The sequence below is a fragment of the Pseudomonas sp. JH-2 genome (assembly GCF_036231725.1).
Classification (GTDB): domain Bacteria; phylum Pseudomonadota; class Gammaproteobacteria; order Pseudomonadales; family Pseudomonadaceae; genus Pseudomonas; species Pseudomonas delhiensis.
The window spans coordinates 122,704-135,676 of sequence record NZ_JAZAQP010000016.1 but is presented as its reverse complement, the minus strand read 5'-3'; the positions used below and the strand labels follow the sequence as shown (position 1 = coordinate 135,676).

Annotated in this window: 10 protein-coding genes; 2 read left to right on the top strand and 8 right to left on the bottom strand. The window is 70.0% G+C overall.

Annotated elements, in window-relative coordinates:
• The first annotated feature begins 247 nt into the window (after positions 1–247).
• Positions 248–1,453, top strand: coding sequence for a 3-(3-hydroxy-phenyl)propionate transporter MhpT (mhpT, locus tag VV867_RS13880; RefSeq protein WP_089393256.1), 1,206 nt, complete (start codon positions 248–250; stop codon positions 1,451–1,453).
• Positions 1,454–1,523: 70 nt separating this feature from the next.
• Positions 1,524–2,795 carry an OprD family porin gene (locus VV867_RS13875; protein ID WP_328566696.1) on the top strand — a complete coding sequence of 424 codons (1,272 nt, stop codon included), beginning with the start codon at positions 1,524–1,526 and terminating at the stop codon, positions 2,793–2,795.
• Between the two features lie 6 nt (positions 2,796–2,801).
• Here the strand turns inward: VV867_RS13875 and VV867_RS13870 are convergent, their stop codons facing one another.
• The 8 genes from VV867_RS13870 to VV867_RS13835 all read right to left on the bottom strand — a co-directional run bounded on the left by VV867_RS13870 (position 2,802) and on the right by VV867_RS13835 (position 12,940).
• Positions 2,802–3,668 carry an HlyD family secretion protein gene (locus VV867_RS13870; RefSeq protein WP_328566695.1) on the bottom strand — a complete coding sequence of 289 codons (867 nt, stop codon included), beginning with the start codon at positions 3,666–3,668 and terminating at the stop codon, positions 2,802–2,804.
• 15 nt (positions 3,669–3,683) lie between these two features.
• Positions 3,684–3,896: a DUF1656 domain-containing protein gene (locus tag VV867_RS13865; protein WP_109934897.1), complete on the bottom strand. Its 213-nt coding sequence runs from the start codon at positions 3,894–3,896 to the stop codon at positions 3,684–3,686.
• A complete protein-coding gene (locus tag VV867_RS13860) occupies positions 3,883–5,880 on the bottom strand; it encodes an FUSC family protein (RefSeq protein ID WP_328566694.1) in 1,998 nt (665 codons plus the stop codon). The genes VV867_RS13865 and VV867_RS13860 overlap by 14 nt, the downstream gene beginning before the upstream one ends.
• Before the next feature lie 467 nt (positions 5,881–6,347).
• Positions 6,348–7,982: a dihydrolipoyllysine-residue acetyltransferase gene (aceF, locus tag VV867_RS13855; protein ID WP_328566693.1), complete on the bottom strand. Its 1,635-nt coding sequence runs from the start codon at positions 7,980–7,982 to the stop codon at positions 6,348–6,350.
• Positions 7,983–7,993: 11 nt separating this feature from the next.
• A complete protein-coding gene (aceE, locus tag VV867_RS13850) occupies positions 7,994–10,642 on the bottom strand; it encodes a pyruvate dehydrogenase (acetyl-transferring), homodimeric type (protein WP_109934118.1) in 2,649 nt (882 codons plus the stop codon).
• Between the two features lie 217 nt (positions 10,643–10,859).
• Entirely contained in the window at positions 10,860–11,825 is a 966-nt protein-coding gene (locus VV867_RS13845) for a DNA-binding protein (RefSeq protein ID WP_328566692.1), read from the bottom strand.
• A 152-nt stretch (positions 11,826–11,977) separates the two neighbouring features.
• Positions 11,978–12,292: a hypothetical protein gene (locus VV867_RS13840; protein WP_328566691.1), complete on the bottom strand. Its 315-nt coding sequence runs from the start codon at positions 12,290–12,292 to the stop codon at positions 11,978–11,980.
• A 138-nt stretch (positions 12,293–12,430) separates the two neighbouring features.
• The gene (locus VV867_RS13835) at positions 12,431–12,940 is read right to left on the bottom strand and encodes a DUF4142 domain-containing protein (RefSeq protein WP_109934115.1); all 510 of its coding nucleotides are present in this window, start codon (positions 12,938–12,940) and stop codon (positions 12,431–12,433) included.
• Positions 12,941–12,973: the final 33 nt, after the last annotated feature.

Here is a 12,973-nt window from a genome sequence, read left to right as displayed (position 1 = left end):
GGACAAGGTCCGCTCCTACGGTGGGCCCCACCTCGACTGTAGGAGCAGGCCCTGCCTGCGATTCGCGCGCAGGGCGCTCTCCTACAAAAACACGCCGCCGAGTTGGGCTGGCGTTGAAAGAACGGCACCTGCCCCGCGAGGGCCGGCGCCACCCATTACAAGAACAAGACGGGTGAAATCCCATGAGCAATCGCCTTTCGCTGCACCACCGCCACGCCCCGTATTCCCGCCAGGGGAGGGCCGCGGCATGACTACTTCCACCGCGATTCTTCGCGAGCAGCCACGCCTGCTCGCCACCCTCGGCCTGTGCTTCCTGGTCGCGCTGCTGGAGGGACTGGACCTGCAGGCCGCCGGCATCGCCGGGCCGGGCATGGCCAGGGCCTTCTCGCTGGACAAGCTGCAGATGGGCTGGGTATTCAGCGCCGGCATCCTCGGCCTGCTGCCCGGCGCCTTCGCCGGCGGCTGGCTGGCCGACCGCGTCGGGCGCAAGCGCGTGCTGATCGGCTCGGTGGCGTTGTTCGGCGTGTTCTCCCTGGCCACCGCCCACGCCTGGGACCTGCACAGCCTGCTGGCGGCGCGCCTGCTTACCGGCGTCGGCCTGGGAGCCGCGCTGCCCAACCTGATCGCCCTGAGTTCCGAGGCCGCCGGCGCGCGCCTGCGTGGCAGCGCGGTAAGCCTGATGTACTGCGGCGTGCCCCTGGGCGCGGCGCTGGCCGCCGGCATCGGCATCGCCGGTTATGCCGGCAACTGGCAGCTGGTGTTCCACGTCGGCGGCGTGGTGCCGCTGCTGATCCTGCCGCTGCTGGCGCTGTACCTGCCGGAATCCGGCGGGTTCCACGCCGCCGCGGAGGCCGGGAGCCCCGCCAGCCTGCGCCGCGACCTGCTCGGCCAGGGCGCCACCTGGCTGCTCTGGCTCAGCTACTTCTTCACCCTGATGGTGGTCTACATCCTCATCAACTGGCTGCCCAGCCTGCTGGTGGGCCAGGGCTTCAGCCCCAGCCAGGCCAGCTGGGTGATGTTCGCCCTGCAGATAGGCGCGGCCATCGGCACCCTGACCCTGGGCGTGCTGATGGAGCGCCTGCCGGCCTGGGCCACGGCGGCCCTGGTGTACCTGGGTATCCTCGCCGCGCTGGCCGGCCTGGGCCTGGCCGCCGAGCTGCGCAGCATGCTGCTGGCCGGTTTCGTCGCCGGCTTCTTCGCCACCGGCGGGCAGGGCGTGCTCTATGCCCTGGCGCCCTGGTTCTACCCGGCGCGGGTGCGCGCCACCGGGGTGGGCGCCGCCGTCGCGGTGGGCCGCCTGGGCGCCATGAGCGGGCCCCTGGTGGCCGGGCAGATGCTCGCCCTGGGCACCGGCAGCGCCGGCGTGCTGCTGGCCTCGGCGCCGGGCATCGTGGTCGCCGCCCTGGCGCTGTTCCGCCTGGCCGCCCGGCGCCCCGCGCAACTGCCCGACTGATCCGACCTCGCCTGCCCATGCCGCCCCGCGCGGCAGGGCTTCGTACAACTACAAGAAAGTGAAGAGCACCATGCACAAGGCACCCCTGAACACCCTGGCCGCCGCCATCGCCCTGCTGTCCGCCACCGCGGCCGGCGCCGCCGGCTTCGTCGACGACAGCCACGCCGACCTGGTCCTGCGCAACTACTACTTCGACCGCAACTACCTGGGCGAGACGCCCCAGGCCGCCGCCCGCGAATGGGCCCAGGGCTTCATCCTCAACTTCAGGTCGGGCTTCACCGAGGGCCCGGTGGGCTTCGGCCTGGATGCCCAGGGCATGCTCGGGCTGAAGCTGGACTCCTCGGCGGACCGCGCCGGCACCGGGCTGCTGCCCTACAACCCGGTCACCCGCGAGCCGGCCGACGACTACTCCGAGCTGGGCCTGACCGCCAAGATGCGCGTGTCGAAGAGCGAGCTGCAGGCCGGCACCATCAGCACCTTCCTGCCGATCGCCTTCGCCAGCCCCACGCGCCTGTTGCCGCAGACCTTCCGCGGCACCTACCTGCGCTCGCAGGACATCGACGGCCTGACGCTGCACGCCGGCTGGCTCGACCGCATCAACCTGCGCGACTCCACCGACTACCAGAAGATGAGCGTCGGCGCGCCCAACGGCCGCTTCAACGGCGCCGCCACCTCGGACAGGTTCACCTTCCTCGGCGGCGACTACGCCTGGTCGAAACGGCTGACGCTGAAGTACTACCACGCCGAGCTGGACCAGCTGTACCGCAAGGACTACTTCGGTTTCGTCGACGAGCGCGCGCTGGGCCCGGGCAGGCTGAAGAGCGACTTCCGCCTGTTCGTCACCGGCGAGGACGGCGCCGCCAAGGCCGGCAAGGTGGACAACCGCAACAGCGCGCTGATGCTCACCTACGCCTGGGCCAGCCACAGCCTGGGCGTGGGCTACATGCGCCTGGACGGCGACACGGCCATGCCCTACCTGTTCGGCACCGAGCCGCTGGTGATCACCGAGGGCACCCTGAGTTCCGAGTTCATCAACCCGAAGGAGCGCAGCTGGCAGGTGAAGTTCGACCAGGACTTCGCCGGCGCCGGGTTGCCGGGGCTCAAGGGGATGCTGCGCTACGTGCGCGGCGACAACATCGAGCTGGCGAAATTCGGCGGCAGCGGCCTGACCGAGAGCGAGAAGGACGTCGAGCTGTCCTATACGGTGCAGAGCGGCAGCTTCAAGGGCGTGGCCTTCCGTGTGCGCCACGCCTGGTACCGCAACGACTTCGCCCCCGGCGCCACCCACCGCGACGACAACGAGCTGCGGCTGAACGTCGACTACACGCTGGCGCTCTGGTGAGCGCCATCAGCGCGCGGCATCCGCTTCGATGTTGACCGTGGCGGTCATGCCGGCGCTGAGGTGGATGTCCCCGGGCACCTCCCGCAGCTCGATGCGCACCGGGATGCGCTGGGCCAGGCGCACCCAATTGAAGGTCGGCTCGACGTTGGCCAGCAGCTGGGTGTCGGGCAGGGCGTTGCGGTCGGTGATGCCGCTGCTGATGCTCTGCACCCGGCCCTCGAGCACGCGCTCGCCGCTCATCAGCGTCACCCGCGCGCGCTGGCCGACGTGGATGCCGGGCAGCTTGGTCTCCTCGAAGTAGGCGGTGACGTAGAACGAGCCCTGGTCCACCAGGGCCATCGCCGCCTGGCCGGTCTGCGCGTAGTTGCCCTGGGCCAGGCGCAGGTTGGTCACCTGGCCGTCGCGCGGGGCGCGCACCTCGCTGCGCTGCAGGTTGATCTCGGCCAGGCGCGCTGCGGCCAGGGCCTCCTGGTACTGGCTGTTGGCGATGTTGGCGTTGAGCTGCGCGGTCTCGCGATCCTCGGCGCTGATCGCCGCGCTGGTCAGGCGCTTGCGGCGGTTGGCCTCGCTCTGCCGCAGCAGGTATTCCTGCTTGCGCGTCTCGGCCAGGGCGCGGGCCTGGTCGAGGTTGGCCTGGTAGCGGTCGCGGTCGATGCGCATCAACAGGTCGCCGGCCTTGACCTTCTGGTTGTCGACGATGGGCAGCTCGGTGACCCAGCCGGACACGTCCGGGGCGATCACCACCACGTCGGCGCGCACCCGGGCGTCCCGCGTCCAGGGCGAGAGCATGTAGTAGCGCCACAGCCAGAGCCCGGCCAGCACGGCGGCGGCGACCACCAGCAGGGTGGTCAGGACTCGCAGGAAAGCTCGCACGTCGGGCGCTCCTCGTTATCCGTTGGCGATGCCGGCGCACCAGGCGACGGCGGCCAGCAGCAGGGTGAACAGCGCGCAGTCGAACAGCGCCTCGTGCCAGATCCAGCGCCCCGCCGGCGTGGCCTGCAGCAGCTTGCGCAGGACGATGGTCAGGGCCAGGGCGACCAGCGCGTAGAGGAACATCGGGCTGACGTAGACGCCGCCCAGGGGCAGTTCAACCAGGTTCATGGCCGTCCTCCAGGCGGCACCAGGCGCGCCAGGTATGGCTCAGCTGGCGCAGGGCGGCGCGGGCCAGGCGGTTGTCCTCGTCCAGGTGGCTGGCGTCGTTGCGCAGGGCGGCGTCCAGTGCGTCGCAGAGTTCGTCCAGGCGCGCCTCGCGCCCCGGCGCCGGGCCGGCCTGGAGCAGGTCGCCCAGTTGGTCGAGGAAGGCCTGCCGGCGCTTGCGCAGCACGCCCCGGGCGCCGGCCAGGCAGTGGCGCAGGTGCAGCAGCTCGCTGCCCATGTCCAGCGCCAGCAGGCCGTCGAGCCAGCGCCGCTGCAGGGCCTGGGGCAGCAACGCGTAGTGCCGCGCCAGGCGCATCAGGCGGTCGGCCATGCGCCCGCCGAACCAGCTTTCCGCCTGGGCCAGGGGGTAGCGGGTGAGGCGCCCCAGGTCCAGCGCCATGGCCTGGCCCTGGCGGCGGATCACCCAGTCCGGCGGCAGCGCCAGCAGGCGGAACACCATGGCGGCGAAGCCCACGCCGATGACCGTGGCCTGGGCCGAGTTGAGCAGGCTGGCGAAGTCGTAGTGCATGTCGTTGCGCGGCGCGATGAAGGTGATGAACTGGATGGCGAAGGTGGTGGCGGTGCCGATCAGCGCCGGCGGCCCGGCCATGCCCAGGGCGGCGAAGAACAGCGGCACGCCCAGGGCCATGCACAGCAGCGGGAAGCCGTTCCACTGCGGCAGCAGCCACTGGTCCACCACTATGGCCGCCAGCAGCGCGTAGAGGATGCCGCGCAGGAAGCTCATGCTCAGCTCCACGGCGTTGTCGCGGTTGGCGAACAGGCTGCAGAGGATGCCGGCCATGAGCATGCCGCCCACTGCCGCCGGCCAGGCGCTGGCCAGCCAGAAGGCGGCGATGCCCAGCAGCGCCAGGGCGCTGCGCAGGCCATAGAACAGCGCCATCTGCCAGTCGCGGTGCCAGGACAGGCCGCTGCTGGCGTCGCCGCTGAACTCGCCGCTGGCCACCCCGGCGGCGGCCGTTTCGGCGGCCTCGGCCTTGACCAGCAGCAACGCGCAGCGCGCCAGGCAGTAGCGCAGGTCGTTGTCCAGGGCCTCGTCGGCGCTGGCCCGCAGCAGGCGGTCGCGCAGCTCGTGCAGCCGCTCGAGGGAATGGCTCGGCAGCAGCGCCAGCAACTCGTCGGCCCAGGGGCGCAGCTGCGCTTCCGCTTCGGGCGTGAGCAACTGCCGCTGGCGCGACACCCCGCGGGCGCTGCGCAGCAGGCTCAGCACGTCGCGCGACAGGGTGCGCAGCGCCAGCGCCCGGCGCCGGCCCTGGTGCCCTTCGAACCAGGCGTGGTCGCGCTGGGCGTCGGCGGCGACGATGCGGCCGAGCAACTGCAGGATGCCCTCCGGCTCGCGTGCCTGGCCGCGCACCGCATTGGCCGCCGCCTGCAGGGCCGCGTCCAGGGTTTCCCGGGCGACCCGTGCGAGGTTCTCCTCGACCCGTTGCGGCCACAGGGTGGCGCTGACCACCGAGGCGCAGACGATGCCCAGGCAGATTTCCGTGCAGCGCGCCACGGCTTGGTCGAACACCTGCAGCGGCACGTTGATCGCCGGCAGGGCGATGATCGCCACCGTGTAGCCGGACAGCACGAAGGCATAGGACACATGGTTGCGCAGCAGGGTCGAGGCCGCGGTGCACAGGCCCATCCACAGCGCCACCACCAGCAGGAACAGCCAGGGCGTCTGGGCGAACAGCGCCATGATGACCACCGCCATGGTGGTCCCGACCAGGGTGCCGAGCAGGCGGAACAGGCCCTTGGCGACGACCATCCCGGACAGCGGCTGGGACACGATGAACACCGTCATCAGCGCCCACTGCGGCTGCTCCAGGTCCAGTCGGAACGACAGCCACAGGGCGATGCCGCCGGCCAGCAGGGTCTTGCCGGCGAAGCGCAGGGCGGGGCCGCTGGGGGCGATGAAGGCGGTCAGGGCAGGGCTGGCTAACACGGTGTCGACAGGCTCCGGCTGAGGCTTGCGGCCCGCCCAGGTGGCGGCAGGGGGTGCTTGCGAACCCGTGGTTTCAGCATAGTCGATGACGGGGGAGGGGCATGGGCTCGCGCCTTTTGCAGGATGAGGTGGGCCCGGGCGAAACCCATGCGCTCGCGGTGATAGGGATCGCTTCGTGTTCTGCCGGAACGTCAGTACCCGGGGATGGCGGCGGATAACGCCGTAGGCGTTATGCGCCCTACGGGGATTCGTGTAGGAATAACCGTTCGCGGTTATCCGCCGCCATCCGTGCCACGGTGGCGTCCGGCGTGGTCGGTGAGTCCAATCGCGGACGGAGTCCGCTCCTACCCCGCCACGGCTGTCCCACCTGTAGGAGCGCGCCCTGCGCGCGATTCGCGGGCAGGGCCCGCTTACGTCCGCGCCTACCTGGAACCGTAGGAGCGGACTCTGTCCGCGATCATGGCGGATCACAGCAACAACGTTCGGATATCTGCCAGCAGTTCCCCCAGGCGTTTGGTGAAGCGTGCCGCGGCGGCGCCGTTGATCACCCGGTGGTCGTAGGACAGCGACAGCGGCAGCATCAGCCGTGGCTGGAAGGCCTTGCCGTCCCACACCGGCTGGATGGTCGCCTTGCTCACCCCCAGGATCGCCACTTCCGGCGCGTTGACGATCGGTGTAAAGCCGGTGCCGCCGATGTGGCCGAGGCTGGAGATGGTGAAGCAGGCGCCCTGCATGGCGTCGGCCGGGAGCTTCTTGGTGCGCGCCTTCTCCGCCAGTTCCGCGGCCTCGGCGGCCAGCTGCAGCAGGCTCTTGCGGTCGACGTCACGGATCACCGGCACCAGCAGGCCGTCCGGGGTGTCCACGGCGAAGCCGAGGTGCACGTATTTCTTGCGGATCAGCGCCTTGCCGCTGGGGGCCAGGGAGCTGTTGAAGTCCGGCAGCTCCCTGAGCAGGTGGGCGCAGGCCTTGAGCAGGATCGGCAGGATGGTCAGCTTGGTGCCGGCCTTTTCCGCCACCGCCTTCTGCGCCACGCGGAAGGCTTCCACCTCGGTGATGTCGGCCGACTCGAACTGGGTCACGTGGGGCACGTTCAGCCAGCTGCGGTGCAGGTTGGCGGCGCCGACCTGCATCAGGCGGGTCATGGCCACTTCTTCCACTTCGCCGAACTTGCTGAAGTCGACTTCCGGGATCGGCGGGATGCCCGCGCCGCCGCCGGCTCCCGCCGCCGCGCCCTTGGGCCGTTGCAGCTGCTCCTTGACGAACAGCTGCACGTCTTCCTTGAGGATGCGGCCCTTGGGCCCGGTGGCCTTCACTTCCGCCAGTTCGACGCCGAACTCGCGGGCCAGCATGCGCACGGCCGGGCCGGCGTGGACCTTGGCGCCGTCGCGGCTGGGCGCGCCCACCGGCGGGGGCGCCTCGGCCTTGGCCGGCGCGGCGGCGGGCGCCGGGGCGCTGGGGGTGGCTTCCGGCGCCGCTGCCGATGCCGGTGCCGGTGCCGCTGCCGCTGCCGCAGAGGCTGCAGCCGGGGCTGCCTCGCCCTCGGCTTCCAGTTCGAGGATTTCGTCGCCTTCCTTCAAGGTGTCGCCGAGCTTCACCTTGAGGGCCTTGACCACGCCGGCGGCGGGCGAGGGGATTTCCATGCTGGCCTTGTCGGACTCCAGGGTCAGCAGGCTCTGGTCGGCCTCGATGCGCTCGCCGACCTTGACCATCAGCTCGATGATCTCGCCCTGGCCGTTGCCGATGTCCGGCACCCGCACCGTCTGTACGCCGCCGCCACTTGCCCGTGGCGTCGGCGCAGGCGCCGGTGCCTCGGCGGGCGCTTCGGCAGCCGGGGTGGGAGCTTCTGCCCCGGGTGCCTCGGCGGCGGCGCCCTCGGCCTCCAGTTCGAGGATTTCGTCGCCCTCCTTCAGGGTGTCGCCGACCTTGACCTTGATGCTCTTCACCACGCCGGCCTTGGGCGAGGGGATTTCCATGCTGGCCTTGTCGGATTCCAGGGTCAGCAGGCTCTGCTCGGCCTCGACCTTGTCGCCGACCTTGACCAGCAGTTCGATGACTTCACCCTGGCCGTTGCCGATGTCGGGTACGCGGATCAGCTCGCTCACGATGCGTCTCCTCAGCAGTCCAGGGGGTTGCGCTTGTTCGGGTCGAGGCCGAGCTTGACGATGGTCTCGGCCACCACCTTGGGCTCGATGTCGCCGCGGTCGGCCAGGGACTCCAGCGCCGCCAGGACGATCCAGCGGCGGTCCACCTCGAAGAAGTCGCGCAGCTTGCGGCGGGTGTCGCTGCGGCCGAAGCCGTCGGTGCCCAGCACCTTGTATTCCTTGCCCGGTACCCACTGGCGGATCTGCTCGGCGTACAGCTTCATGTAGTCGGTGGAGGCGATCACCGGGCCCTTGCGGCCTTCCAGGCACTGCTCGACGTAGCTCTTCGCCGGCTTCTGCTCCGGGTGCAGGCGGTTCCAGCGCTCGGTGGCCAGGCCGTCGCGGCGCAGCTCGTTGAAGCTGGGGACCGACCAGACGTCGGCGCCGATGCCGAAGTCCTCGCGGAGGATCTTCGCCGCGGCCTCCACTTCGCGCAGGATGGTGCCCGAGCCCAGCAGCTGCACGTGGTGGGCGGCGTCCTTTTTGTCTTCCTCCAGCAGGTACATGCCGCGGATGATGCCTTCCTCCGCGCCGGCGGGCATGGCCGGGTGCGGGTAGTTCTCGTTCATCACGGTGATGTAGTAGAAGATGTTCTGCTGTTCCTGCAGCATGCGCCGCGCGCCGTCGTGGATGATCACCGCCAGCTCGTAGGCGTAGGTGGGGTCGTAGGTGCGGCAGTTGGGGATCACCGAGGCGAGCACGTGGCTCTGGCCGTCCTCGTGCTGCAGGCCTTCGCCGTTGAGGGTGGTGCGCCCGGCGGTGCCGCCGAGCAGGAAGCCGCGGACCATGGCGTCGCCGGCGGCCCAGGCCAGGTCGCCGATGCGCTGGAAGCCGAACATCGAGTAGAAGATGTAGAACGGCAGCATCGGCTGGCGGTAGTTGCTGTAGGCGCTGCCGGCGGCGATGAACGAGGACATGGCGCCGGCCTCGGTGATGCCTTCCTCCAGTATCTGGCCCTTCTTGTCCTCGCGGTAGAACATCAGCTGTTCCTTGTCGACCGGCTCGTACAGCTGGCCGACCGAGGAGTAGATGCCCAGCTGGCGGAACATGCCCTCCATGCCGAAGGTGCGTGCCTCGTCGGGGATGATGGGGACGATGCGCGGGCCCATCTCCTTGTCCTTGATAAGCTGCGAGATGATCCGCACGAAGGCCATGGTGGTGGAGATCTCGCGGTCGCCGGTGCTGTCGAGCATGGCCTTGAGGGTCTCCAGCGGCGGCACCGGCACGCTGAAGGCGTTGCCCGGGCGGTGCGGCACCGAGCCGCCCAGCTCGGCGCGGCGCTCGGCCAGGTACTTGGCCTCGGCGCTGCCGGGCTCGGGCTTGTAGAAGGGCACCTTCTCCAGGTCGGCGTCGCGGATCGGGATGTCGAAGCGGTCGCGGAAGGCGCGCAGGCTGGCCACGTCGATCTCGTGGATGTTGTGGGCGATGTTCTTCGCCTCGCCGGTGCCGGTGCCGTAGCCCTTGATGGTCTTGGCCAGGATCACGCTCGGCTGGCCCTTGTGGTTCACCGCCGCGTGGTAGGCCGCGTAGACCTTGTAGGGGTCGTGGCCGCCGCGGTTGAGCTTCCAGATCTCGTCGTCGGAGAGGTCCTTGACCATCTCCAGCAGTTCCGGGCGGGTGCCGAAGAAGTGCTCGCGCACGTAGGCGCCGTCCTTGGCCTTGTAGTTCTGGTAGTCGCCGTCCACCGCCTCGTCCATGCGCGCCTGCAGCAGGCCGGCGGTGTCCTTGGCGAACAGCGGGTCCCAGAAGCGGCCCCAGATGACCTTGATGACGTTCCAGCTGGCGCCGCGGAACACGCCTTCCAGCTCCTGGATGATCTTGCCGTTGCCGCGCACCGGGCCGTCCAGGCGCTGCAGGTTGCAGTTGACCACGAAGATCAGGTTGTCCAGCTTCTCGCGCCCGGCCAGGGAGATGGCGCCGAGGGATTCGGGCTCGTCGGTCTCGCCGTCGCCGAGGAAGCACCACACGCGCTGCTGGCCCGGGGGAATGAAGCCGCGGCTTTCCAGGTACTTCATGAAGCGCGCCTGGTAGATGGCCTGGATCGGCCCCAGGCCCATGGATACGGTGGGGAACTGCCAGAAGTCCGGCATCAGCCAGGGGTGCGGGTAGGAGGACAGGCCGTGGCCGTCCACCTCCTGGCGGAAGTTCTCCAGCTGCTCCTCGCTCAGGCGCCCCTCGATGAAGGCGCGGGCGTAGATGCCGGGGGAGGCGTGGCCCTGGAAGTAGATGAGGTCACCGCCATGTTCCTCGGTGGGGGCGCGGAAGAAGTAGTTGAAGCCGATGTCGTAGAGCGTCGCCGAGGAGGCGAAGGTGGAGATGTGGCCGCCCAGGGACGGGTCCTTGTGGTTGGCGCGCATCACCATGGCCAGGGCGTTCCAGCGCACCAGCGAGCGGATGCGCCGCTCCATGAACAGGTCCCCCGGCATTCGCGCCTCGTGGCCCACCGGGATGCTGTTGCGGTAGGGGGTGGTGATGGCGTAGGGCAGTTGGGTGCCGGTGCGGCTGGCCAGCTCGCCCATGCGCGTCATCAGGTAGTGGGCGCGCTCTTCGCCTTCGCGGTCGAGCACCGATTCCAGGGCGTCCAGCCACTCCTGGGTTTCAACGGGGTCGATATCGTGCATTGCGGAATACCTTGCCGGTTGCGATAGGTCCACGCTTGTTCAGCGCCCCGGGCAATCTCCCGGCCGAAGGGCCGGAAAGCCGCTGGACCAAGCGCCGGCAGGGCCGACGTCCCGGCTTGCGGGAGGTCGCTGGTCGCTGCGAAAGAAACCCGGGTGGTCGCTATAGCCTAGCTGGCGAGACGCGGGGCGCCACCGGCAATAAGTCGCAGAAGACGCTTCAGGGCGCTTCGTCGCGCAGCGCCAGGCTCAGCTCCTGCAGGCGCTGCTGCAGGGCCTGCAACTGCCGGGACTGCTCGCGGCCGTGCTGCTCCAGGCGCGCCAGTTCCTCGCCCTGGGCCAGGTTGCGCTGCTCCAGCACCGAGCGGGCGCCTTCGGCCTGGGCCCGTTCCTGGCGCAGGGCTTCCATCGCCAGGGCGTGGCGGGCCAGCTGCTGCTGTTGCTCCTGCTGCTGGTCGCGCAGCAGGCGCGCCTCGGTGAGCAGGCGCTCGTTGTCGCGGTTCAGCCGTGTCAGCTCGTCCTGGCGCGCGGCCAGGCCCTGCTGCGCCTGGCGCAGTTCGCCCGCCAGCTGCTGCAGCTGGGCTTCGTGCTGGCGCTGTTGCTGTTCGCGTTCCTGCTTCGCGGTCTGGCGGTAGTGCTCCAGGGAGAGGCGGGCGTGGTTGTGCTTTTCCTCCAGCGCGGCGATCTGCGCGTCGCGTTCGCGCAGGCGGGTCTCCAGGTCGCCGGCGGCCTGGCGCAGGCGGGCGCTGGCCAGCTCGCCCTGGTGCTTCTGCTGGCGGGTCTGCTCCAGCTGCTCGCGGGTTTCCCGCAGTTGCGTCTCCAGCGCCTGGTTCTGGGCCTGCAACTGCTCGATGCGCTGCTGGGCGGTGCGCACCTGCTGCTGGTAGTCCAGCCGCTCGCGGGACAGCCTGGCGCGGTCCTCGGTCACCGAGTCGCGGGCCTCCTGCTGCAGGCGCTCGGCCAGCTGCGCGACCAGGTTGCCCAGCTCCTCGCTGAACGCGAGGGGACGCTCGGCGCTGCCGCCGGCTTCGGCTTCCAGCTCCTTCAGGTAGCGGTGGATGGTGGTCTTGGAGCCGGTGTTGCCCAGCTCCACGCGCAGGGCGTCGATGCTCGGGTTCTCCCCGCGGGCCAGTATGGCCATGCGCGCCTTCTGTACCAGCGCCTTGTTGATCCCGCCCCGTGCCATGGCCGCTCCCATGATTTCGTAATGTACTACGTAGCATGTAATTACATACTAAAAATACCCGGTGGGGAAGCGCTCGAAGGCCTGCACGCGCCGAATCCGTGGCGCGGTTCGCGTACGAGGTGCGGGCCTGGCGCCCGGGCGGCGGTGCGGGTTCAGCGCCGGCGGTTGATAAGGCAGGCGGCGACCAGCGCTCCGCAGGTGGCGGCGAGGATGAGCGCGACCTGCCAGGGATGCTCGCTGGCGTAGTCGCCACCGCGGCGCAGTGCGCGCCGGCCCTGGTAGGCCAGGCGGTCGCCGATGGCATGGCAGTCGTCCGTCAGGTGGCGCAGGCGCGCCTTGAACGCGGGGATGTCCTTGGCGGCCAGGTCGTGGCTGCCTTCGAGCAGCCCCCCCAGCTCGTCGACCAGGGCCTGCAGTTCGGCCACGCCGTCGTGCCGGCGGGAGGGAAACCATCGATGCGGGGTCATGGGGGTTCTCCTGTGGTGTCTTCATGGGGCCGCGTCCGCGCGCTCCTGCGCGGCCCGGAGCCGTCCTGCGTATCGTCCCCAGTAGGTTTAGCCGGTTTCGCCCGGCCCAGGCCGGCCCGCGACGAGGGGCCGCGGCGCTCAGCCGGCGCCATGGGCCTCGGCCAACTGGCGGGCCATCTGCAGGTGCAGGCGCAGCACCGCCAGGTTGTTCTGGGCGAATTGCCGCACGTCCTCGTCGCCGGCCTGTTCCGCCGCCTCGCTGAACAGCTGCAGCGCCTCTTCCTGGGCGCGCACCTGGCTGTGGGCGAAGGCTGCGTCGAAGTCGTCCTGGCGCGCCTGCAGCTCCTGCAGCCTGGCGCGGCCGGCCTCGTCGGGCCCTTCGGCCAGTTGCAGGCGGCGGCTTTCGGCCAGGGTCTTGAGCTGGACGTTGGTCTTGGTGTTGTCGTCGATGAGGTGGACGGCGAAGGTCTTCACGTCCGCCGAGCGGCTCTTGCTCAGCGCCATCTTGGCCGCGTCTATGTTGGCCAGGCCGGCGGCCGAGGCCCGGCTGACGAAGTCCTGCACCCCGGCGTCCGCCGCCAGCAGCGGTGCGGATACCAGCAGGGCGCCCCAGAGCAGGGCGCCGCGGAGGATGCCAATGCCTTTCATGTTCGATGCTCCTTCCTCGTTGCGTCTACTGGA